18 protein-coding genes are annotated in these 24,552 nt (G+C 45.3%); 6 read left to right on the forward strand and 12 right to left on the reverse strand.

Annotated features, from left to right (window positions below):
• Positions 1–166: 166 nt before the first annotated feature.
• The 3 genes from ilvA to AVL57_RS19400 are packed head-to-tail and all read right to left on the reverse strand — an operon-like array spanning position 167 to position 4,522.
• Positions 167–1,708: a threonine ammonia-lyase, biosynthetic gene (ilvA, locus tag AVL57_RS19390; RefSeq protein WP_057795156.1), complete on the reverse strand. Its 1,542-nt coding sequence runs from the start codon at positions 1,706–1,708 to the stop codon at positions 167–169.
• Entirely contained in the window at positions 1,705–3,555 is a 1,851-nt protein-coding gene (gene ilvD, locus AVL57_RS19395) for a dihydroxy-acid dehydratase (RefSeq protein WP_057795154.1), read from the reverse strand. The genes ilvA and ilvD overlap by 4 nt, the downstream gene beginning before the upstream one ends.
• Positions 3,556–3,589: 34 nt before the next feature.
• Positions 3,590–4,522 carry a branched-chain amino acid transaminase gene (locus AVL57_RS19400; protein WP_057795152.1) on the reverse strand — a complete coding sequence of 311 codons (933 nt, stop codon included), beginning with the start codon at positions 4,520–4,522 and terminating at the stop codon, positions 3,590–3,592.
• Between the two features lie 446 nt (positions 4,523–4,968).
• Here AVL57_RS19400 and AVL57_RS19405 point away from each other — a divergent pair, with 446 nt between their 5' ends.
• The gene (locus AVL57_RS19405; protein WP_057795149.1) at positions 4,969–5,583 is read left to right on the forward strand and encodes a trimeric intracellular cation channel family protein; all 615 of its coding nucleotides are present in this window, start codon (positions 4,969–4,971) and stop codon (positions 5,581–5,583) included.
• Positions 5,584–5,673: 90 nt separating this feature from the next.
• The gene (locus tag AVL57_RS19410; protein WP_057795147.1) at positions 5,674–7,188 is read left to right on the forward strand and encodes a YifB family Mg chelatase-like AAA ATPase; all 1,515 of its coding nucleotides are present in this window, start codon (positions 5,674–5,676) and stop codon (positions 7,186–7,188) included.
• Between the two features lie 100 nt (positions 7,189–7,288).
• Here AVL57_RS19410 and ilvY read toward each other — a convergent pair whose 3' ends face one another.
• Positions 7,289–8,155 carry an HTH-type transcriptional activator IlvY gene (gene ilvY / locus AVL57_RS19415; protein ID WP_057795145.1) on the reverse strand — a complete coding sequence of 289 codons (867 nt, stop codon included), beginning with the start codon at positions 8,153–8,155 and terminating at the stop codon, positions 7,289–7,291.
• Positions 8,156–8,309: 154 nt separating this feature from the next.
• Between ilvY and ilvC the strand changes: the two genes are divergently transcribed.
• The gene (ilvC, locus tag AVL57_RS19420; RefSeq protein WP_013786748.1) at positions 8,310–9,788 is read left to right on the forward strand and encodes a ketol-acid reductoisomerase; all 1,479 of its coding nucleotides are present in this window, start codon (positions 8,310–8,312) and stop codon (positions 9,786–9,788) included.
• A gap of 84 nt (positions 9,789–9,872) precedes the next feature.
• Here the strand turns inward: ilvC and AVL57_RS19425 are convergent, their stop codons facing one another.
• On the reverse strand, positions 9,873–11,120 hold the full coding sequence (locus tag AVL57_RS19425) for a multidrug effflux MFS transporter (RefSeq protein WP_057795143.1): 1,248 nt from the start codon (positions 11,118–11,120) through the stop codon (positions 9,873–9,875).
• A gap of 196 nt (positions 11,121–11,316) precedes the next feature.
• Positions 11,317–13,302 (reverse strand): alpha/beta hydrolase family protein, encoded by a 1,986-nt coding sequence (locus tag AVL57_RS19430; RefSeq protein WP_057795141.1) that lies wholly within the window; start codon positions 13,300–13,302, stop codon positions 11,317–11,319.
• Between the two features lie 333 nt (positions 13,303–13,635).
• Here AVL57_RS19430 and AVL57_RS19435 point away from each other — a divergent pair, with 333 nt between their 5' ends.
• Both AVL57_RS19435 and AVL57_RS19440 read left to right on the forward strand, forming a co-directional pair.
• The gene (locus tag AVL57_RS19435) at positions 13,636–15,450 is read left to right on the forward strand and encodes an autotransporter assembly complex protein TamA (RefSeq protein WP_057795140.1); all 1,815 of its coding nucleotides are present in this window, start codon (positions 13,636–13,638) and stop codon (positions 15,448–15,450) included.
• Positions 15,447–19,307 (forward strand): translocation/assembly module TamB domain-containing protein, encoded by a 3,861-nt coding sequence (locus AVL57_RS19440; protein ID WP_057795138.1) that lies wholly within the window; start codon positions 15,447–15,449, stop codon positions 19,305–19,307. The genes AVL57_RS19435 and AVL57_RS19440 overlap by 4 nt, the downstream gene beginning before the upstream one ends.
• A gap of 39 nt (positions 19,308–19,346) precedes the next feature.
• Here AVL57_RS19440 and AVL57_RS19445 read toward each other — a convergent pair whose 3' ends face one another.
• Positions 19,347–19,946 carry a hypothetical protein gene (locus tag AVL57_RS19445; protein ID WP_057795136.1) on the reverse strand — a complete coding sequence of 200 codons (600 nt, stop codon included), beginning with the start codon at positions 19,944–19,946 and terminating at the stop codon, positions 19,347–19,349.
• Positions 19,939–20,436 (reverse strand): RNA polymerase sigma factor, encoded by a 498-nt coding sequence (locus AVL57_RS19450; RefSeq protein WP_057795135.1) that lies wholly within the window; start codon positions 20,434–20,436, stop codon positions 19,939–19,941. Before AVL57_RS19450 ends, AVL57_RS19445 begins: the two co-directional genes overlap by 8 nt.
• A 260-nt stretch (positions 20,437–20,696) precedes the next feature.
• On the opposite strand from AVL57_RS19450, the gene AVL57_RS19455 reads away from it, so the two are divergent.
• Entirely contained in the window at positions 20,697–20,972 is a 276-nt protein-coding gene (locus tag AVL57_RS19455; protein ID WP_057795133.1) for a hypothetical protein, read from the forward strand.
• Between the two features lie 31 nt (positions 20,973–21,003).
• Here the strand turns inward: AVL57_RS19455 and AVL57_RS19460 are convergent, their stop codons facing one another.
• From AVL57_RS19460 to proB, 4 genes are read right to left on the reverse strand one after another with little or no spacing between them, the layout of a single operon-like run.
• Positions 21,004–21,906 (reverse strand): DMT family transporter, encoded by a 903-nt coding sequence (locus AVL57_RS19460; RefSeq protein ID WP_057795131.1) that lies wholly within the window; start codon positions 21,904–21,906, stop codon positions 21,004–21,006.
• Entirely contained in the window at positions 21,903–22,943 is a 1,041-nt protein-coding gene (locus tag AVL57_RS19465) for a D-2-hydroxyacid dehydrogenase (RefSeq protein ID WP_232363257.1), read from the reverse strand. The genes AVL57_RS19460 and AVL57_RS19465 overlap by 4 nt, the downstream gene beginning before the upstream one ends.
• Positions 22,933–23,406, reverse strand: coding sequence for an acyl-CoA thioesterase (locus tag AVL57_RS19470; RefSeq protein ID WP_057795127.1), 474 nt, complete (start codon positions 23,404–23,406; stop codon positions 22,933–22,935). Before AVL57_RS19470 ends, AVL57_RS19465 begins: the two co-directional genes overlap by 11 nt.
• 36 nt (positions 23,407–23,442) lie before the next feature.
• On the reverse strand, positions 23,443–24,540 hold the full coding sequence (gene proB / locus AVL57_RS19475; protein ID WP_057795124.1) for a glutamate 5-kinase: 1,098 nt from the start codon (positions 24,538–24,540) through the stop codon (positions 23,443–23,445).
• Positions 24,541–24,552: the final 12 nt, after the last annotated feature.

Below are 24,552 nucleotides of genomic sequence, written 5' to 3' on the forward strand. Positions count from 1 at the left end.
TAGTTACAGTGCTGCACACTGAAGAGACGGTTATCGATGCCACAAAAAAGCCGAAACGTTGAAATACAACGCTTCGGCTTTTTTATTAATTTGGAATACGCCTTACCTCGCCCCAAGGTAAGCCATGCTTAACTTGAAGCGAGGTAAAGCGAAAACGGTTTGCTCTTTACTTAGATGGTTGTGATAAAAAGAACTTATAGGCAGGATCTTGTGTTACTTCATCTACTTTGTAGCCAAGTTCAATAACATGCTCATTGAAAGCTTCTCTGCTTTCTGGCGCAATATCAAACCCAACCAACACTAAGCCTTCTGCCGCACCGTGGTTGCGGTAATGAAACAAGGTAATGTTCCAAGATTCACCCAAGGTATTTAAGAAGGTTAGCAATGCGCCAGGGCGCTCTGGGAATTCAAAACTGAACACTTGCTCGTTTAGAATGGCCGGTGGCCTTCCCCCTACCATGTGACGAACGTGCAGTTTGGCTAATTCGTTATTGGTTAAATTAAAGCACTGATAGCCTTTATCTTCTAAGTCGCTTTGCAGGCTTAAGAATTCTTGCTGACCGCCTTTTAATTTAACCCCTACAAAAATATGGGCTTCGTCGTCATTAGCATAACGATAGTTAAATTCAGTAATCGCCTTTGCGCCAACACATTCACAGAACTGCTTAAATGCCCCTTTGCGCTCAGGAATTTTCACCGCGAATACGGCTTCTTTTTGCTCGCCCAGTTCACAGCGTTCAGACACATAACGCAAAGTATGAAAGTTAATATTCGCGCCGCATAAAATGCCGCCTAGCTTCTTGCCGGTAAGGTCGTGCTGCTTGGCATACTTTCGAATGGCCGCCACAGACAAGGCCCCAGCAGGTTCAGCAATAACACGAGTGTCATCAAAAATATCTTTAATGGCACCGCATATTTCATCGTTGGTTACCGTCATGGTTTCATCAATTAGGCGATTACACAGCCTAAAGGTTTCCTGACCCATGACCTTAACGGCAACGCCATCGGCAAAAATGCCTACGTTATCAAGTGCAGCAGGTGCACCTTCTTTTTGCGCCAAGGCAAAACAGGCAGACTCTTCTGATTCAACGGCAACAATTTTAATCTCAGGCTTTAATTGCTTTAAGTAGACCGCAATACCAGCCGCTAAACCGCCACCGCCTACCGCAACAAATAAAATATCCAAGTTAGGGTTTTGTTCTAATAATTCACGCGCAACTGTACCTTGACCCGCAATAACGTCAGGATCATCAAACGGTGGCACAAAGGTATATCCATGCTCTTCGCACAGTGCTTTAGCGTGACCACTGGCTTGATCGAAGCTGGTGCCATGAAGAACAACGTTTACATGGTCGCCGCCAAAGCGGCGTACTGCATCCACTTTGATGTCAGGGGTGGTTTCAGGCATAACAATAGTTGCCTGAATACCCTTGCGCCTAGCACTGTACGCTAAACCTTGTGCGTGATTACCAGCTGAAGCACCGATAACGCCTGCTTTAAGCTGTGCTTCGCTTAACGAACTTATACGGTTGTAAGCGCCGCGTAACTTAAATGACTTAACGGGTTGCTGGTCTTCACGCTTTAAGAATATTTCATTGCCTAATTCGGCAGACAACAACGACATGTAAGAAAGCTCACTGCTTACGGCTACGTCGTAAACAGGGGCTAATAGAATTTTCTTTAAATAGTCGTGATCGCTAACGGTCATAGATTTTCCAGTTTCGATACATCACGTACTGCGCCTTTATCCGCACTGGTGGCCAATGCAGCAAAGGTTTTCAATGATGTTGATACTTCACGAACGCGATCTTTCGGGCGCCAAGGCTTTTCGCTGGCTTCCATTTTCGCGCGGCGCTCTGCTAGCTCTTCATCGCTAATAGCGATGTTGATGCTACGATTTGGAATATCAATTTCAATCTTATCGCCGTGCTCAACTAAACCAATACCACCGCCACTGGCAGCTTCTGGCGAGCAGTGACCAATCGACAGGCCACTAGTACCACCAGAGAAACGGCCATCAGTAACGAGCGCACAAGATTTACCTAAGCCTTTCGACTTCAAGTATGAAGTGGGGTATAGCATTTCTTGCATACCCGGTCCGCCGCGTGGGCCTTCGTAACGAATAAATACCACATCGCCTGCTTTAACATCGTCAGCCAAAATACCGGCTACGGCATCATCTTGGCTTTCGTAAATACGTGCAGTACCGGTGAACTTCAAAATCGAGTCGTCAACACCAGCGGTTTTAACAATACAGCCATCTTCTGCCACATTACCGTATAACACGGCTAGGCCACCTTCTTGGCTAAAGGCGTTTTCAACCGAGCGAATACAACCGTTTTCACGATCTGCATCTGCTTCATCCCAACGACAGCTTTGGCTGAACGCTTGGGTAGTACGAATACCAGCAGGGCCAGCGCGGAAAAATTTAATCGCATCGGTATTGTCTGGGTTAGTGATATCCCAATCGGCAATCACTTCTGTAAGCGACTTACCTAACACATGGTTTGCATCACCATGCAGTAAGCCACCTTTATTTAATTCATTCAAAATACCTAATACCCCACCAGCTCGGTGTACATCTTCCATATGGTATTTCGGGGTAGACGGTGCCACTTTACATAAGTGCGGAACCTTACGTGACAGTCTATCTATGTCGTTCATAGTGAAAGGTATTTCACCTTCCATTGCTGCTGCTAACAAATGCAAAATCGTGTTAGTTGAACCGCCCATGGCAATATCTAAGCTCATGGCATTTTCAAAGGCATTAAAGTTAGCAATGTTACGTGGCAATACGCTTTCATCATCGTCGCCATAGTAACGTTTACACAGCTCTACAATTTGTGAACCTGCTTTTTTGAACAAGTTTTCACGGTCTGCGTGTGTCGCTAGCATTGAACCATTACCCGGAAGCGATAAACCTAGCGCTTCGGTTAAGCAGTTCATTGAGTTTGCAGTAAACATACCTGAGCATGAACCACAGGTAGGGCATGCAGAACGTTCAATTTCGTCGGTATCAGAATCACTTACTTTATCGTCAGCAGCGGCCACCATGGCATCTACTAAGTCGAGTTTGATGATTTGATCAGAAAGCTTGGTTTTACCCGCCTCCATCGGACCGCCTGATACAAACACAACAGGTACATTTAAGCGCAATGACGCCATTAACATTCCTGGGGTGATTTTGTCGCAGTTTGAAATACATACAATGGCGTCGGCGCAGTGCGCGTTCACCATGTATTCTACTGCATCAGCAATAATTTCACGGGAAGGTAAGCTATAAAGCATGCCGCTGTGGCCCATAGCAATACCATCATCTACTGCGATAGTATTAAATTCTTTTGCTACACCACCCGCGGCTTCAACGCTTCGTGCGACTAATTGACCCATGTCTTTTAGATGCACATGCCCCGGCACAAACTGCGTGAAAGAGTTAGCAATAGCAATAATAGGTTTACCGAAATCAGAATCCTTCATTCCCGTAGCACGCCATAAAGCGCGTGCGCCGGCCATATTTCTACCTTGCGTAGTCGTTGCAGATCGTAACTTGGGCATAAAATCCTTCCCGTTTAATAAATAGCTAAATTAATTACTTGTAAACCGGTGTTAACCAGTTCCATTTGTCTTCAGTAGTACCGTTGAAAAGACCGAAGAACATATCTTGTACTTCTTTGGTGATTGGGCCACGGCCGCCCGCACCTACTTCAATGCCATCTACACTGCGTACTGGCGTTACTTCTGCCGCTGTACCACACATGAAGACTTCATCTGCTAAGTACATAGCTTCACGAGGAATATTTTCTTCGCGAACTTCGTAACCTTTATCTCTAAGTAGCGTCATACACGTATCACGAGTGATACCAGGAAGAATGGCTGCAGTTTTAGGCGTGGTAATCACAATGCCGTCACGAATAACAAAAATGTTTTCGCCCGCACCTTCGCTGATATAACCGTTAGTATCAAGGGCAATACCTTCTCCGTAGCCATGACGACGCGCTTCCATCGAAATAAGTTGTGAAGATAAGTAGTTACCACCGGCTTTAGCGCCAGTAGGCATAGTGTTAGCGGCTAAGCGGTTCCAAGAAGAAATACCAGCATCTACACCATTTTTAAGGGCTTCTTCACCTAAGTAAGCGCCCCATTCAAATGCAGCAATGGCAACTTCAGCTTCCGTACCAAAAGGCACTTGAAGTCCCATACCAATATCACCGTAAAACGCGATAGGGCGAATGTACGCTGATTTCAATTTGTTCTCACGAATGATATCAAGGGTAGCTTGGTTTATTTGATCTAACGTGTATGGAATGGTCATACGATAAATTTTCGCTGAATCGAACAAGCGACGGTTGTGATCGTTTAAACGAAAAACACAAGTACCTTGATCCGGCGTGTCGTATGCACGCACACCTTCAAATACAGACGAACCATAATGAATAGCATGCGTCATTACGTGAACAGTAGCGTCTTTCCAATGTTTCAATTCGCCATTAAACCAAATATGTTCGGCAGGTTGCTTAGCCATGAGTAATCCTTCAAAAATTGAGCGTAAAGCCCGAACCGCGTTTTGCGGAAATATTAATACCGAGACGAATGATACATGACAGTGCGCGAGCGCCCAATACGCTGGATGCAATACGCGACGCGCGGACACATAAATTTACGCATCTGTGCTTTATCACTGACATTGAAACACTGTCGTTTGTCGTGAAAACAAAGGACATCAGATAAAAACAATAAGCTTATGCTATTGAATTTACAGATTTAATTGACGAGCAACACCCAGTTCCTTGGATGAATGCTAAAATGAATGGTTGTACGATAGGGCTATGGCTTTTTCACCCCAATTAAACGTGAATTGGCCGTTACACGATTAATATGCGCAAAGAAATAGCATGAAACCGCCGCCGAAATCAAGTATTTTGCGGTTCAAACGCTATTTTCGTCAGATAAAAAGGGTATCGCAATACAATGGTAGACTGGTTTCACTGGTTAAATTTAGCAGGGGTAGCCGTGTGTGCTATTTCTGGCACCCTGATGGCGTACCAAAAACGGATGGACGGGTTTGGCGTTATTGTATTGGCAAGTGCCACTGCTATAGGAGGTGGAACACTGCGCGACATGATGCTGGATGTCCCTGTATTCTGGATTGCCGACAACGATTATCTTTACACTACCTTGATTGCTGCCTTCATTCCTATTATCTGGTTACGATTGAGCCCACGCTTTCCTTATCATTATCTTCTTATTGCTGACGCCTTTGGATTAGCACTGTTTAATGTAGTAGGTATTGAAAAAGCCTTAGCCAATGACACAGGTATTGCAGTAGCCATTGCCATGGGCACCATTACAGGGGTTTTTGGTGGTCTATTACGTGATGTTATATGTAGAGAAGTGCCGTTGGTATTAGGCGGGGAACTCTACGCGACGACCTGCATTGTTGGCGGGATGGCCTATGGCTTAGCCATGTACTTAGGCTTTGAGGCTCAGTGGTGCGGTGCAGTTGCACTTGTATCCACGGTATTACTGCGCCTAGGAGCCTTACGCTGGCACTGGGAAATGCCGGTCTTTTATAACGAAAATTAGTCCTTCTTCTTGTCCTAAGTACAGTTTCAGCTATTACCATGCTCACTTAAAGTATTCATCCCAAAGTACTTTCTTCTAGAGCGACATTATATGAGCATGGCAGTAGTTAAAACCTTTGCGGGGCAGGGCGTAGCAGCCCCCGAGGTGTCGGTAGAAATTCACTTGGCTAATGGCCTGCCGGCGTTTCAGCTGGTTGGTATGGCGGAAACCAGTGTAAAAGAAGCTCGAGAGCGGGTGCGTAGTGCACTCATTAATAGTGGTTTCGATTTTCCGGCAAAGCGTATTACCGTTAATTTGGCCCCTGCTGATATTCCTAAATACGGCGGCCGCTTCGATTTGCCCATTGCGGTAGGTATTTTGGTAGCGTCAGGCTACCTTCCCGACACCAGCGTCCTCAACATTGCCTTTGTGGGCGAACTTGGCTTAAACGGTGAAATTAAGCCAGTAAGCGGGCTTGTTCCTGTTTTAATTGCAGCTGCTGACGATGACACACCACTTGTTTTTCCGGGTGTTAACGATGTTGAGGCCTCGTTAGTCTCTTATGCTACGCGCTACCCAGCGTTTGATCTTCTGTCTGTTTACGAGCATTTGGCGAATAATAAAAAACTCAATAAAGGCCAACCCTTTACCCCTTGTGCCTCCTCATCTAGCAGTATGGGCTGGGATGATATTATTGGCCAAACCCAAGCTAAACGTGCACTAACCATTGCCGCAGCAGGTAGCCATAACCTGCTAATGGTAGGCCCACAAGGTACAGGCAAAAGCTTACTGGCCAGTAGGTTACTTGCACTATTACCCCCCATGACTGAACAGGAGGCGCTGGAAGTTGCCTCCATCCATTCTGTAAAAGGGGAAAATTTAAATGTGGAGCGATTTTTAAAGCGCCATATGCGCAGCCCACACCATACTAGCTCTGCTGTAGCGCTTACCGGCGGTGGCTCGCAACCCGTACCTGGCGAAATATCGTTAGCTCACAATGGCGTATTATTTTTAGACGAATTACCCGAGTTTGGCCGCCGCGCATTAGATGTACTTAGAGAGCCTTTAGAAACGGGAGATGTACATATATCACGCGCAATGGCGAGCGCTACCTACCCTGCTAATTTTCAATTAATAGCGGCTATGAACCCCAGTCCAACTGGTGATATAGACGACAACCGCTTAACCCCACAACAGCAGTTAAGTTACCTAAATCGGTTGTCGGGCCCCCTACTAGACAGAATAGACATACAAGTAGAGGTGCCAAGGCTAGCCAGTTACGACTTATCGCCACCGGTAAACTCTGCGTCTGATTCCATGTTAGAGGCTAGGGATAGGGTATTACGGGCAAGGGAAGTTCAGCTTCTTCGACAGGGTAAGCCAAATTCACAGTTAAATGCAGGTGAGCTTGCTGATTTATGCCAATTAACCGATACAGATTTACACTTTTTACAAGCGGCCGCTAAGCAATTGAATTTATCGATGCGGGTGTTCCACCGCACCCTTAAAGTTGCAAGAACGTTAGCAGATTTATCTGAAGCGCCTACGGTTACTCGCGCTCATTTAGCCGAAGCCCTAGGATATCGCGCATTGGATACCTTAATTAAGCAACTTAGTAGTCAGTAATGTCATGAGTGATAATCGGTTAACAACAAGCCTGAAAGCTTAAGCCACAATGCTTGGCATGATTGCAGTCTAAATGGCTTTAGGCCTTATCATTAATAGGTTAGGGCGCCATTTCTAACTGTAAAAATGCGTTTATAAGTGGCTCGTTTTGCTTATCCTGCAAACAGCATAAGCCCAATCCATAGGGCTCAATGTCATCTACCGGAATTTGGGTAACCAAACTTGCCATACTGGAATGATCGAGCACCACTTTGGGCACAAAGCCAACACCACACTCTAACGCTACCATGCTAACGATAGCTTCATTTCCTCCTACCGATGCATACACGTTCGGCCGAATACCATGCTCTGCAAACCAGTGGTAGGCAATGCGTCTGGTGGGACCATGCTCTGGCATGATCACATGATGTTTAGTCCAATCTACCTGCGTCAATTGGGTCAATCGCCAGTCTCGTGGTGCAATCAGTACCAATGGCACGTTGTCTAATGGAGAGAAGTGCAAATCCGTAGGTAAATCAGGTGTATAAATCGCTATCGATAAGTCGCATTCTTTCTGCTTTACTTTATCTATGGCTAATGCGGGATCGCCAGTAATTAAACGAATATCCACGCCTGGGTGCTGGGCCCTAAACTGACGTAATATGGCGGGTAAATGGCTTTGACTTGCCGTTACAGAGCAAAACAAACTTATCTCGCCTTGCAAAGAATTACTGTCTTCTCGTAAGTCTACCTTCAATTGTTGCCAGTCTTTTAAGGCTTGAGTAGAGAAAGACAACAATTTATGCCCGCTATGGGTGAGTGCCACTTTCCGATTATCGCGCTTAAACAAAGTACAACCCAATTCATCCTCTAGCCTTTGTATAACGCGGCTTAGGGTAGAAGGCGATACGTACATAGCTTGCGCAGTATCACCAAAATGTAGGCTTGTGGCGAGATGCGTAAACAGTTGAAGGCTACGAAAATCCATAGTGTTTCACTTATTGCAATATTATCTTGCAAATATATCATTTTCCAAAACAAAAGAAATCCCTTAATCTGCGTAGCAAGTCGTCATAGACGAGGTCGTCAACGCCACGGTTGGTTGTTGATAATGACGAAAATGAATGTTGTTCGGAATTTTTATGGCTAATTATTTCAATACCCTATCGCTACGCCAGCAGCTAGATCAGCTTGGCCGCTGCCGCTTCATGGCACGCGAAGAATTCGCTGACGGTTGTCAGTTCTTAAAAGGCAAAAAGATTGTCATTGTAGGCTGCGGTGCTCAAGGTCTTAACCAAGGCTTGAACATGCGTGACTCTGGGTTAGATGTTTCTTATGCGCTGCGTCAAGCAGCCATTGAAGAGCAACGTGACTCTTACAAACGTGCTACTAGCAATGGTTTTACCGTTGGCACATATCAGGAACTAATTCCTAGTGCTGACTTGGTGTACAACCTAACACCTGACAAGCAGCATGCAAGCGTTGTAGAAGCGGTTATGCCGTTAATGCAAAAAGGCGCAACACTTGGATACTCACATGGTTTCAACATTGTTGAAGAAGGCCAGCAAATCCGTAGCGATATTACGGTAGTGATGTGTGCACCTAAGTGCCCAGGTACAGAAGTACGTGAAGAATATAAGCGTGGTTTCGGTGTACCAACATTGATTGCTGTTCACCCTGAGAACGACCCTGAAAACAAGGGTTGGGATACCGCTAAAGCATTAGCGAGTGCAACAGGTGGCGATCGTGCCGGTGTACTTGAGTCTTCGTTTGTAGCTGAAGTTAAATCTGACCTTATGGGCGAGCAAACCATTTTATGTGGTATGCAACAAGTTGCTGCAGTACTTGCCTTTGAGAAAATGACCGCTGACGGCATTGACGCAGCGTATGCTGGTGCACTTATTCAGTTTGGCTTAGAAGCAGTCACTGAAGCACTTAAAATTGGTGGCGTAACCAACATGATGGACCGCCTATCAAACCCAGCTAAAGTGAAAGCGTACGATTTGTCAGAGCAACTAACTGACCTGCTTCGCCCACTGTTTGAAAAGCATCAAGACGACATCATTAGCGGTGAGTTCTCTCGCACTATGATGGAAGATTGGGCAAACGGCGATGCGAACCTACTTAGATGGCGCGAAGAAACTGGTGAAACTGGTTTTGAAAACGCACCTGTCTATGAAGGTGAAATCAGCGAGCAAGAATTCTTTGACCACGGCATCCTTTTAGTTGCCATGATCAAGTGCGGTGTAGAAGTGGCCTTCGACGTAATGGTTGAAGCGGGTATCTTGCCTGAGTCGGCTTACTACGAATCACTGCATGAAACACCACTTATCTCGAATACCATCGCTCGTAAGCGTTTGTATGAAATGAATGTGGTAATTTCAGACACAGCAGAATATGGAAACTACTTGTTTGCGAATGCAGCAATTCCAATTTTGCGTGAGAAATTTATGCCTACTATCGATACTTCAGTTATTGGTAAGGGATTGTCAGAAACCTCTAATCAGGTTGAAAACAAGCGCCTTGTTGATATTAACGAAGCTATCCGCACTCACGGTGTTGAGCAAGTAGGTAAAACCCTGCGTGGCTACATGACTGACATGAAAGCCATCATCGGTTAGGACAGTTTCTGTCGTTAGGTGCTTTATATAAGCCCTCTTGCCCGACCAATTTGGTCGGGCTTTTTTATGCCTACTCGTTTTTACCTATTCCCCACATTCGCGAACCCGCTCTGCATATCTCACCGCAAAGTAAGCCAACACAAAGAAGACAAAAAAGCCCACGCCTATGGGGTATAAATTGCCATCTAAAAAGCTATCTACGAACAGCGCAATAGGCACAGAAAATAGGCTGGAAAGGGAGCCAATAATCGCGGCTCCAAGCCCTGCCATGTCGCCTAATGGCTGCATAGCAAGTGCGTTCAAATTACCAAATAAAATTCCCACAAAAAAGAAACCGACGAACATGGTAATAACGGTAAGCACAAGTGGCGGCAACCCATCGTAAGCGAACAATAAAGCAAGATAGACAACAGCAAATCCGTTAACGCCTTTAAGCGCAAAGCGACATAAACGGCGCATGCCGAATTTCATCACCATGGTGCCATTGAAGTAAGACGCTAAACCAATAGAGAAAGCCAAAACAGCAAATATGTAAGGAAACAAATCGCCCACACCGTAGTACACCTGGAAAATGGTTTGTGAAGCACTTAAATACGCGAGAAACGAACCAAAAATTCCGGCCATTGCAAAGGTGTATCCCATCACTGTTGCATGAGTGAGGATGAATTTTGATGACAAGTAAAACTGCTTAAATGAAAACGGCCTGCGTTTATGCCTAGGTAAGGTTTCCCCTTGCCTGCTGAAAAACCATGTACCCGCTAATGTTGCCACAATTAAAAATAGGGTGAATATATGAAACCACCCGAAAAAGGTCATTACAGCCTGTCCCACCATGGGCGCTATCATCGGCACAAGGATGAACACCATCATGATAAATGACATCACTCGAGCCATCGCATCACCCACGTAAAGGTCACGAATAATCGCCATAGCAGCAATGCGAGGCCCCGACACCCCAAAAGCTTGTATCACACGCCCAACCAACATAGTTTCTAAATTAGTGGCCGACATGCATACAAACGTACCAATCGCGAATACAAACAAGCCAATTAAAATAGTGAGCCGTCTTCCACGACTATCCGCAAATGGACCAAAAAACATCTGCCCGAAGGCCATTCCCATAAAGAATACGGTCACAATAAGATGAGTGTGATGGGGTTCGTCAACGTTCAACGTATCGCCTATTTGCAACAGTGCAGGCAGCATAGCGTCAATGCTTAACGCCACCAACGATGTCATGGTAGCCATCAGTGCGACAAATTCAATTAACCCTAAAGGGGGCTTTCCTTGAGGCTGGCCAGCATTAGGCGCGGTCTCGCTTGAATGGGACATAATTTCTCTATTTAACGAAGAAGGGGATAGTACTTGTGTTGCTCAGTGTGATGATTGACGCGTTAGTGCATCAAAATTGCACGCTGAATGGGCAGAAGTGTAACGTAAAGATGAACAAAAAGCCGCCAGTTTCACGCTATTTGGTCGTGGAACTTGGCGGCTCTGGCTGTTTTTGAAAAACCGCAAAAAGCCCGGCTTACTCTGTTTTCAAATACTTATTTAAAAATGCATCCATTTCAGCAAAGAAGCGATGACGGTTACCTTGGATTGACAAGTAGTGATCACCCGACTCTAACTCAACATATTTAAAGGTCTTATCTAAATCTTCAAGTTCATCAGCCATGTAGCGACTTTGTAACGGTCTAACTATGCGATCTTCTTCACCATGCACCAGTAGAATCGGCGTTTTTATCCCTTCTGCATTGTAATAAGGAGAACGCGATTCTAAGTCATCGAAGTCGTCACCAATTTGATCTTTTACCAAGTCTGAATTTACGAAGCGTCTGGCGTGGATAACGATATGCTTTAATGAACTCACACCGGCAAAGCTTATTGCACATTGAAACAAATCAGGCGTTTTCACCGCCGCCATTAACGCAGCGTAGCCGCCGTAACTCGCGCCAACAATACACATATTGTCTTTGGTGGCATAACCTTGCTCAACCATCCAGTTTGCTGCATCTGTGATGTCATCTTGCATCGACAGCCCCCAGCTTTTCATCTGGCTTTGCGCGAAGTCGAAACCATAACCTTCCGAGCCTCTAAAGTTGGGGCGAAGCACCGCGTAGCCCTTATTGGTAAAGTACGAGGTCCAGTAATCGAAACCACTAAAATCTCGCGCACCGGGCCCACCATGAGGGTGAATAATCGTAGGGAACGGCCCTTCTCCTTTCGGCAAGGTTAAGTAAGCTTCAATTTCAATATCATCACGGGCAGTGTAAGTGATTAGGTTATGCTCAGTCAGCATGCCTTCTTCAATTTTAGGATACTGCTGAAACAAGAAATCTAATGAACCTTTTTCACGGTCACCAATGAAATAGGCGCCAGGCATAGTGTCTGACTCAGAATAAACAATATATTTTTTCTCATCACGGCTAAAGCTAACGAGTGTATTGGAATAGTCGACCAACGCTTCGTCTAAGCCATTTTGAAGTGCGACATAACGCTCGTCCCAGTAATGTCTACCAAGGTGACGAATACCAATAGCATCGTTGGTAACAGGAGAGTAGATCAAACTGCCATTTACGTCATAACCTTCATCAGAGAAAATTTCTGTATGCTCGTTGGTCTCAAGGTTTAACGTAAACAAGGCTTTGTAGTCTCCCTTATAACCTTGATAGTAGAGAATGTTGGGATCGAGACCGAACCCTAGAGGCATTTGTCCTTTTTCAGTCATGGCATTGTAACTAAACAGGGTTCGCCAACTGTCACCTTCTTTAAGTAATACGTGACGCTCACCGCTGTCATAGTCAAGTGTGATACCTACTCGAACATTGTGCTGTCTATCAACGACCCAATCTCTAATACTACGCTTCCCACGCTCTAACCTCGAAGTGCTGCCAGTATAGACATTCACTTTAAATACAGAAGGAAGGGCAAAAACTTCCACATCGATGGCCATTAAGATGTGTTCAGGATCGTCCGGTAGCCAATCAATCACATTATCTTGAAATTGGGGAACACGATTAGGGTCAGCGGCTCTTCGCTTAAGTCTTCGCCAATCTAGAAGGTGTTTAGGCTTTTCACCTTGCGCATCAAAATTCATAGCAAGTAGACGGGTGTCATAGACCCGCGTATTGCCGCGACGGCTTTCATAACGAGCGCTAACCACTATTCGCTCATCGTTAACCCACCGGTACCAATTAATTTTAACCTTCTCGTTGTCTGAGTGAAGAAGGTAATGAATTTTACCTGTAGTCAGGTCAAACGTGGCCAAAACCGATAGTTCATCTGGCTCGTTAACGTTCTTCACAAACGCTATTTTATCGCCTTTAGGCGATAAGGCGGGCATTCGATAAGCCGGTAGGGCACTAAATACGGTATAAGGCAGGGGCGCTGAGACATTTTCTACAGGCTCTGCGGTATTTTCGTCACTTAGCGCACAAACGCTTACTAAGCTGAAGAAAAATAGGACAACTAAAGAAGTAACTGAATGGATACACGAGAAAAAACGACAGCGCATATATTTTCCTTTGCTTATTAACAACCCTTATTGAACTATTCATCCTGTGATTAGCTCGAAGTTTGTACCACTATACAACGATTTATAATTCAAAAAGAAAGTTTAATTGTAATAATTAGTTACATTTAGACCAAACACTACACTAAAACGAATTTAAGATTAACCTGTACTTTAGTTGTGCTTTTTTACTAAATACACAGTATATAAAGGGGTATGGTATTATCAGCATCGTCGATGCAGTGTTACTTATTTCGTATCATATTAGCGCCCCTTTTTTGTAAAGGCTGAAACCGCGCCGTCTCTTTTTTTTGCTACAAGGAATCGCATTTTTCAATGCCACCGTGCTTTCTCTCTTCTCTAAAAGCGCCGTTAGCGTGTATTAAAACCCGGCGCCACCAAGGTTACGCTCTTCGGTTTTTATCGCTGTGCCTATTTGTCATTTTTATCTCCTCTGCTCACGCAGTTACCTACAAAATCAATGGGGTAAAGCAAGATAAGCTTAAAGATAATGTTCGGCTGCACTTGAACAATTTAGATGTAGAAACTGAGCTATTAAATGACCCATTCTGGCAGGACGAAGTTATCGCTACGGTAGCCACCGCCGTGCAGCCCTTTGGCTATTACAATAGTGATGCAACAGTGGAAGTCACTGAGGACGATGAGGTCGTTGTGACAGTTTCACTTAACGACCCACTTCTTGTATCAAAGGTCACCCGAGAAATTATTGGTGTAGGCCGAGAAGATAACGACTTTAGAAGCCGCTTTAATGGGTTTTCACTCAAAGAGGGGGATGTGCTTAATCAACCCGTTTATGAGTCTTTTAAGTCATCGATGTTCAATTATGCCTTATCTCACGGCTACTTTGATTTTTATTGGCAAGCCACGCGGTTAGATTTGGTTAGAGAAGAAAAAGAAGCCAACATTTTGCTTATTGCCCAAAGCGGCTCTCGTTATAACTTTGGTAAATTGAAATTTATTGGGGAAGACAAAGCAAAAGCGATTATTGAACGACTCACTCCGTTTGAAGAAGGTGAACCTTATTCCTCAGCAAAATTGTCTGACTTCAACCGTTCGTTAAATCAATCAGGGTACTTCAACCGCGTTATTGCAAGGCCTGTAGTAAGTGACGCTGAAGGGCTAAATGTACCTATCGAGGTTTCGCTAGCACATCGCCCTCGTGATGCTTTTGATGTTTCTATCGGTGCTGCTACCGACACTGGCCCACGTGTAACATTAGGCTGGGAGCGCCCTTGGGTAAATGATCGCGGTCATTCAATATCGTCCGATATTTTTATCTCTCAACCCGAGCAATCGGTTACGGCTGACTATCGCATTCCGATGCAGAATATCACCAAAGATTACGTTAGCTTTGAAGCAGGTTATCAGTTCATTGAGTACAGCAATACTTCGATTGAAAGTGAAACCTTATCACTTGCTGCCCACCGCTACTTTCAAGAAGATAATTCTCCTTGGCAACACGATGGCTCTATCACCTATTTACGAGAAACCTACGATCAAGGCGACACTGACAACACCACAACGTCGCTAATACTGCCAGGCTACTCGATAACTTACATTACCAAAGATAACGACCTTAATATTAACAATGGCAATTACTTTCAGTTCTTAGCCCAAGCAGGGCGAGATAATCTTGGCTCTGACATCAATATTGTGAAATCCGTATTGGAAGGCATGGTCATTCGTACCTTTTCTGATGTGCATCGAGTTTCTATTCGAGGCGAGCTCGGCGCTATTAAAACCAATGACTTTTCACAAGTGCCTACATCACTGCGGTTTTATGCCGGTGGCGATCAAAGTGTTCGTGGGTTCGATTATCGAGAAATTTCCCCTACGGACGATGTTATCGACCCTGAAACCGGTGACACTGTTACCGATGCCATTGGTGGAAAATACTTGGCAACTGCCAGCGTGGAATATGCTTACCGCATTGCACAAAATTGGCGTATTGCCGCCTTTACCGATGCGGGCACGGCAACCAATGATTTAGATACTACATTAACTTACAGCGTGGGTTCGGGCTTTCATTGGCTATCTCCTATAGGCCCAGTTCGCGTTTACGTAGCTCGGGGCTTTGCACCAGATGAAAAGACATGGCAGCTGCATCTAATGCTGGGGCCAGAGTTATGAGAAAGCGCACAATTTCAACCATTCTATTAACGCCTGTGCTTATCGTGGTGTTTGTTTACGGATTATTAATTAGCCCTTTGGGTGGACCAACTATTCGCCTTATTGCCAATAATCTAGTGAGCGGGCTAAGTATTGAAAGCATTGAGGGCGGCCTGGCTGACAACCTTACTATTTCAAACGTTAAGTGGGAAAATGCGCAGTGGCGGGTACACGCTGAGTATGCGTACCTTGATGTTACGTGGCGCTGTATCTTTGAGCCTAGAGTCTGCGTTAACGAAATAAATGCCAACGATATACTTGTGGAGCAATTAAGCGCGGCCCCAGAAACAGAATCCACTGAAGAAACAGGCAGTTTTGCGCTGCCTTTACCTATAGAAGTAAGCCAAGCCAAGGTTGAGCGTTTTACCCTTAACATGCCGAGCCAGACGGTTGAACTAGGGAAGTTAAACTTAGATGAGTTCTTGGGCAATGATAAGCTGACGATATCATCGGTGTCGCTTGAAGATTTAGCCGTTACCCTTCATCAAGTTGAAGCATCCACTCAAACAACAGCCTCTTCGGCTAACGCGAACAAGGATGATGCTCCCTCTGAAAGTAGTGCTGACAATAGTGCCACGAACAAATCACTACCAAAATCTTATTCGCTTTCATACACCGCCCCAGAACTGCCCACGGTTTCATCGCCTATTCCAATAAGAATCGGGGAGTTTTCACTGACCAATGGCACCTTAAACCAAGAAGAATCTGCCCAAACCTTATCAGCATTTACCTTTGAGGATTTTGAATTCGCTAATGCCAGTGTGTCCTTGGCCAATTTAAATATGGTACACCCTCAAGGAACACTTAATGGAGACATTGCCATCACCTTAGATGGTGCTTATCCGTTGTCAGTCTCACTAAACGGTAGCGGCCTTATAAGTGACAACCAGCAGCAAGTAGACTTTCAAGCATCAGGGTCGCTAGCAGCACTTGAAGCTGATCTTAAAACTGAAGGGGCGATGAATGCTAAAGTGAATTTGTCAGCCGACGTACTTAGCGACAACTTGCCCATTTCATTTAGCGCAACGTGGAAGGAACAACCCTTACCCACTTTGGAGTCTGGCACTTTACACGATGGCGCGTTAACCCTTAATGGCACCATGGGCGACTACCTATTAGATGGCGGGGCAGCCGCCACCTTGCCAGATGTAGGCAAGGTGCCTGTAGCGCTAAATGTGGTGCTAAAAGAACACAACATCTTCGTGAACGAAGCCAAAATTGAAGCGTTGGAAGGCAGTATTAGCAATACCGGTACCTTGTACTTAGATGAGGCGATTTCTTGGGAAGGAAACACCACCTTTACCAATGTCTCTGGGGTTCAGTTTTCTGAGTACGCGCCTGAGCAGTTAGAAGGTGGCTTTACCAGCGTGATGCAATATACGGAAAAAGGCCCGCAAGTCAGTATTCGAGATTTAGACTTAAAAGGCGTTTTGCAAAACAAACCCTTTTCGGTAGCGGGCGCTTTCGTTTATTCCGGCCCCAGCGACTTACTGGTTGCCTCGCTCGCTGTAGAGCAAGCCGAAAATAAAATTGATGTGGTAGGGCAACTGTTAAACAAACGCTATATCAACGCTGATATTGATCTTAATGTAGCGGCAATTGCCGACCTTTACCCTGAAGTAGCTGGGGCGATATCTGGCAACATAAAAGCCACAGGCCCATGGACTAACCCCGTTGCCAAAGGCGCACTTAATTTTTCAAATATTGCGGTGTCGCCTGGGCTTTCAAACGCGGCAGCCCAACAAGGCGAAATCAATGGCAAGCTTGTCATTGATGGCTCATACACAAACCATAAGGTCGACCTTGATGTAACCCTACCGGAACATAGTGTTGCATTAAGCCTTGCGGGCAAATGGCAAGACAACACATGGGCAGGACAAATTGAGCAGAGTAAATTAAAACTCGCTAATATGCAGTGGGCGTTGTCATCACCATTTTCTCTAAATGTCGGCACGGCCCCTTTTAGCGCCAATGTGGGCGAACACTGCTGGCACTCGAGGGAAGAGGGAGAGCTTTGCATCACCAGCTTGAACTACCAAGAAAATAAAGCGAAGTGGAATGTATGGGCTAAGGCATTGCCTGTTGGCTTGTGGGCGCACGAGCTTGCGCCGGATATAATAGCGGCAGCAGCACCGGCAACCTTATCGGTGAAAACCCAAGGCCAATATTCCCAAGCCGATCCTATCGATGCGACTTTTACGGCGTCTTTATCACCTGCCACATGGCAGTTGGGAAAAGAACGACCACTCGCTATAACCGTTAATTCTGTGGAAACCACCGGTACTTTTAAGCAGGGAGAGCTTAAAGCTAAGTCGCTTATTGCCAGTGAAGATTTAGGCAATGCCACACTCAATGTGAATACGTCTCCCTTTGAAACGCGCAAACCCATAAGCGGTAATTTGGAACTACTTAACATTGATGTCGCGCCACTGAAGCCTTTATCCCCAGCTATTCGCACCCTTACGGGTGTGATGAATGGCACAATCACGCTGGCGGGATTTGTCGACTCACCGGACCTCACAGGTGAACTACGAATAGAAAACGGCGCCATTGATATTCAAGACACGCCCGTGTCACTAGAAAACTGGACTCAATCAATTACGTTAAACGGCCAACAAGCCAACTTCGACGGCACGTTTTTGCTGGGCGGTGGTAAAGGGTCGCTAAACGGCGATCTCAGTTGGTCTGATGTACCAAGCGCGAACATTAATTTGAAAGGCGATAAATTTGAGGTACGCCAACCAAACATGCGTTTGCGGGTATCGCCAGATTTGAAAGTAGCGGCTACCGCCGACAAGGTTGATGTATCAGGCAGTGTCAACATACCTTGGGCGCGTATTGAAGTTGAATCATTGCCTGAAAGCGCGGTGTCACCGTCCAAAGATGTTCACCTTCGCGGCGAACCGCCTAAAGAAGAACCCCTTGATATTGTGCATGCGTCTGTGATGGTCAATATCGATAAAGCCAAAACAGGTGAAGTGAAGCTGGAAGCATTTGGTTTAACCGCAAGTTTGCACGGCGGCGTAAAAGTGAATAACCAACCTGCTTTGGTGGGCTTTGGTGATTTACAAATACTCAACGGTCGCTACAACGCCTACGGCCAGCAACTTGTTATACAAACGGGCGAAGTGCAGTTTAATGGCCCTATCGATCAACCCATGCTGCTGATTGAAGCCATTCGCGACCCAGACAAAACTGACGATGATGTAATTGCTGGCATTAGAATAGACGGCGCCGCCGATTCCCCAAGCATTAACTTATTCTCCGAGCCTGCAATGGATCAGCAAAATGTACTCTCGTACTTGCTAACAGGGTCTGGCCCAGACGCTGAAAGCGAAGATCCTAACTACACTGCATTGTTACTGGGCTTTGGCCTTTCAAATACCAAAACGTTAACCGGCCAAGTAGGTAATGCATTAGGCATTGATGATTTCAGCTTAAGCACTAATGAGAACAAACTGTCAGTAACCGGTCAGATTAATGACAGGTTAACGGCTGAATATAACGTAGATGTGGGGTTGAGTAACAATGATTCAAGCAGCACACTTCGGCGTAGGCAAGACCCGCCCGATTTAGCATTGCGATACCGCTTGTTGCCTCGTTTATTTTTAGAAGCGGTACAAACCACCATTGAAGATCAGTCTGAATTCGCCTTAGATTTATACTATGAATTCTTCTTAGGAGAAGAAAAAGACGATGATGATAGTGAAGGTCGTGTTGAAGATGGTGATGGTGATGGTGATGGAAAAAATCATGAAAGCAGCGATACCAGTAACGGTGAAGCTGCTATCCCAAAGGCCGAAAAAGCGACAAATTAGTTAACTAACTTTGACGGGGCGGCAGGTCTTCACAAATGGCTAGCCGCCGTCACTCATATTATTTAATGCCGTTAATTTTTTTTCAAATTGCTTTTGCCTGCGATGCGCCCAAACATACCACACTGCCATAATGCCAGCGGTGATTGCTGTTACCATCAGCACCAGCCCATACTCCCTTTCCTCTGCTGCCTTAGCCAAGGTAAAGATGGTATTAAATGCAATAACAATAGGCACGGCTATCCAGGCAGAATGTTTATTAATAAAGGCAATACGTGCATTGTTTTTAAACTGCTTTTTCAATTGTTGTACATGATTATTAGTTTGCGCATTACTGCCAAACGCAGCCACTCTTCTAAGCCAAAGCTGATAACCAAGCAAAGGGATAACGAAAAACATTAGGCCAAAATATAAGACGCGAGCAGTAACCGGAAGCTCGCCCCAGTAATGTATAAAAATCCAAACTCCTGGTACTAACGACAAGCAATCGATTAGAAAATAAAGACGCTGCTTTCTTGTTTGGCTTTTAAACGTTTTTTTCACCTCTTCCAAATCTACATTCGACACGGGTTGGGCTTGCCATAACGCGCTGAGGTCGTTGTCGATGCCATTATCATCAGCGCTTTTATTAAAATCATTCATCGGCGTCTCCTTCTAATACACTTGCTTTAGCCCGCTTTAAAATAACCCCTACATGAGATTTGGTTAGGCCGCATATATCAGCAATTTCATCATAAGATAAGCCTTCTAAGGAAAGGGTAAGTACTTGTCGCGGCTGTACTGCTAGTGCACGTACTTTAACGAGTAATCGTGTTAGTGATTGTTGTTGGCTGGTGGCCGTTTCAGGGGAAACTTGTGACATTTGCTCAATAACCACGTCATCATTGTACTCATCGGTATCGATGCGCTTCACCTGATTTGCCACGTGAGTAACAGCGCGGTTATGGGCAATTTTTAGAATATAAGTTTTTACACTGCTATCGCCTTTAAAGCGCACTAACCCCTGCCACACAGCAATAGCTATTTCTTGTAGCAATTCCTGCTGTAACGCGTGGTTAGCCTCGTAACTGTTCGCCACACGACTTAATAGACTACCGTACTGTGCAAACACATCTTCAAATCCTTGCCCCAATCTCTCGTCCTCAGTATTTCTTATTATTCACTGCGCTGCATTGTCGACTATTACGGCAAAAGCCACCCATTTACTGTGCTTACTTGCATGTGATGACAGAAATCATCAGTGCTTATTTTGTGTAGTCTAGGGTTAGCGAAAAAAATTACATCTCTTTGTAATTTTTTTTGAAACCTAAAGACTAGTAAGCATGAAGGGTGTTATCGAGACACCACTATTGGGTACAAAATCGGGCACAAACTTTTACCTTGGAGCACACTATGTCTACCTTAAGCATTTTTTTACTTATTGGCTTTATCACCGTCATCGCTCTAGGCGCAAGTTACTTAGATGCTAAGTTTCAATGGCGTCTTAACGACTGGATGAGTGGCACGTGTAGCAATCCATTCATTGCTAGCAAAGCCACACAGCAACAACAGCTTATTGAGAAAAAAGATAAGCAAATTGCCGCCTTAGTTGAACGAGTCGAAACACTGGAAGCCATAGTGACTCAGCCGGCTTATGAACTGAATCAAAAAATTAATGCACTTAGGTAATGCGCTTAAATCATGCCTAGCTAGTTCATACTTAGCCACTTAAGGGTGGGCGTCGCATAAACATGGGCACTTTTCCCATAGCAATGGCGTTGCCCACCAGTACCACGACTACGCCAAGTACAGACAGCCAACTCCACGTATAACCTTCAAAAAAGGTGGAGATAACCAGCGCTACAATGGGGTAAACCAGTACCACATAAGCAGCTTTGTCGGCGCCTATTTGCTTTAGCAACTTCATATAAGAACCAAACGCCAACACCGAGCCGAAAAGCGCCAGATAAAGCAGCGAAATATAAAACTCGGGCGCCGTTGGAACAACCAAAGTTTCGTTTGTGACCCACGCGGTAATATAAAGCATCACCATGGCATAGCTCATGGCGTAAAAATTCATTTGAATAACTGGCGTACCTGAAGTGAGGATCCGCTCTGAAATAACGTTACCAATTGATGCACTGAAAAAAGAAACAAACGCGATAGAAACGCCCGCAGCCAATGCTGCATCCATGGATACTTTAGAGAACTCAGGTACAAACATACACACGATGCCAGCCAGCCCCAAAGTAGCCCCCACCACAACTTCTAAGCGAATAGGCTGCTTTAACCACCACCTGCGAAGCACCACATTAAAATAAATAATACTCGAGCTCATAAGAGCGAGTAACGCACTAATAATATGTGCTTGCGCCATGTAGAGCAGAGTATAGTTAAGGCAATATAGGAAGAAGCCAACTCCTGCCATTTTAATGTGAATGTGTAACGGTAGCTTAAACGGCAAACCACGTACCGCGCAAAATAGCCCTAAACACAGCGCCGCTAAAGTATATCGCCACGCAACGGCTAAGGTCTCAGCGGTATGCCCTATTTGATAAGTAATCGCTATCCACGTTGACCCCCAAATAAGCGTACAAATGGCAAAGAGCACACCATTATTCATGTCTGATCATCTATAAACTGCATTAAATGGTTTATTGCCTTATTGAATAAGCGCTGACGAGACTCATTCGCCATCCACGCCGTATGAGGGGTAACAATAAGATTGGGGACAGAGCCCGTTAGCAAAGGATGATCGGTGGGAGGAGGCTCTTGAGATATAACATCAACCGCCGCGCCGCCTATTTGCCCGCTTTTAAGCGCAGCCACCAGCGCATCTTCATCAACTAACCCACCTCTGGCAGTATTAATAAGAAAGCTGGTACGTTTCATCAACGACAACCGAGCTTCGTTGAAAAGGTGATAATTATCATCAGTGAGTGGGCAATGCAGGCTGACTACATCGGCGCTAGGTAACAATGATTCCAGTGAAGGTCGTGGGTCGCGCTTATTATCGACCCGTTCCTCTGAGGAAAGCCCGCCAGGCCGCGCCGCGATACTCACCTTCATACCCATTGCGATAAATAGCGCTTCAACTCGCTTGCCCAACTCTCCATAACCAACGATAACCGCATGTTTGCCGGCAAGCTCCACAATAGGGTGTTCGGTTAAGCAAAAGTGCGGCGATGTGGCCCATTTACCTTGTTCAACATCGTTATGATACTGAGGAAATGCGGTGGCTAAATTAAGCAGCAACATTAAGGTATGTTGGGCAACGCTGTCGGTGCCATAACCTTCCACATTCTGCACGTAAATATTGTGAGACTGGCAGTAACCCTTATCTACGTTATTAGTACCTGTGGCCATGACGCCCACATACTTTAACGCTTTGGCGTGTTCTAGCGCCTCGCTATTTAATACTACTTTGTTGGTCAACACGATATCGGCATTCGCTATTCTGCCAACCACCTCTTCTGGAAGGGTGTTGTCATAGCAAGTTAATTCAACATTTAGGCTACTGAGCAATGACGTATCTATTGTGTCTGAATTTAGTAAATCTGCACTAAAGGTTTCAGCATCAAGAAAAACCCCTTTTAGCTTTTTCTGTGGATGTTTCTGAATGCTTTTTTCGCCCGCTTGAGTGGATTGACTATTGACCACCGGCATTTCCTTGATTGTCTGCCTCGCCTATAGACTCACAAATAGACTCAAGTGCCGTTTTAATATTTGAAGGAATAGGTACGGCTTTGTCAGAGAGCCTGTCCACAAATACATGCACAAATTGGCCGTGCGCCACCCGGCGTTTAGCCTCACCGGTATAAACTGATAAACCGTAAGTAACCGAACTTCGGCCTAACTTTATCACCCGTAACCCAACGTAAATTGTTTCTGGATAAGCTGCTGGCGTAATATATTGGCACTGGCTACTGACAACGTAAGCCACGGCGCTACTTTCTTGAATATTAAGGCCGCCCTCGTCAATTAAAAAGCGATTTACGGCGGTATCAAAAAAGCTGTAATACATCACATTATTAATGTGACCGTAGGCGTCGTTATCTTGCCAGCGAGTGGCAATTTCAAGGTGATAAGGGTAATCGTTGAGCGATGGTGTAATGTCTGTCATGCGTGGCGTTATCCCAAAAAGTTAAAAGTGTGGAAACTATAGCAATACCAAGTCGTCGCGATGTACAACTACGTCGGTCGTTTCATAACCTAACACATCCGCAATATGCTGCGACTTTTTCCCTTTTATCAGCATTAAGTCTCGCGCGTTATAAAGGGCCAAGCCTTTTGCAACAACTTGGTTTTCATAGCAAATTTCTACCGCTTCCCCTTGGTTAAAATTACCTTCTATGTTCGTCATGCCTGAAGGTAACAAAGACGCACCGCGATCCACCAAGGCGACTTTTGCACCTTCATCTACATGAATACGACCACAGGTTTTAAGCGTATGCGTCAGCCATAGTCGGCGGGCTTTTTTAGGCGAGTTACTAGCGTGAAACAAGGTGCCTGGAATAGAACCATTCAACATGGCATCGAAAGACGCCCCTTTCCGGCCATTAACAATAATAGTTTGAATACCGCTACTGGTGCACTTATCCGCCGCTTCAATTTTCGTTCGCATCCCGCCTGTACCCACCGAGGTACCCGCACCACCTGCTAGTTTGTAAATCGATTCATCGATATTGTGCACTTCACTGATTAATGAGGCGTCTGGATCTTTACGCGGGTCGGCAGTGTACAACCCATCAATATCGGAACAAATAATAAGAGTATCGGCTTGAGCCACCAGCGCGGTATACGCGCCAAGATTGTCGTTATCGCCCACTTTTAGCTCGTTCACTGCCACGGTATCGTTTTCGTTAACGATGGGAAGCGCATCATGATTCAGCAATTCTCTTAAGGTATTTTTGATATTCACATAACGAGTACGATCGCGAAGATCGTCAGCGGTAAGCAAAACCTGCGCACAAGGAAAGTCGAAAAACCGTTGCCAATTTGCCATCATTTGGGTTTGACCAATGGCGGCCATCGCCTGTTTTTCAGCAATAGAGGCATTGTGTCGAATTTTCACTTTGCTTCGACCCGCAGCCACGCTGCCCGAGGAAACCAAAATAATTTCTTTGCCAGATTCGCGGCTTATCGTGATAAAGCGCGCCAGTGCTAATAGAAATCGGGCGCTACACGCATCGCCATTTGGCGCAATAAGGGCGCTACCTACTTTAATTACGGCACGCTGCCAATTGAGACGGTTCATAAGAAGATGATG

This window comes from Alteromonas stellipolaris, from assembly GCF_001562115.1.
Taxonomy (GTDB): domain Bacteria; phylum Pseudomonadota; class Gammaproteobacteria; order Enterobacterales; family Alteromonadaceae; genus Alteromonas; species Alteromonas stellipolaris.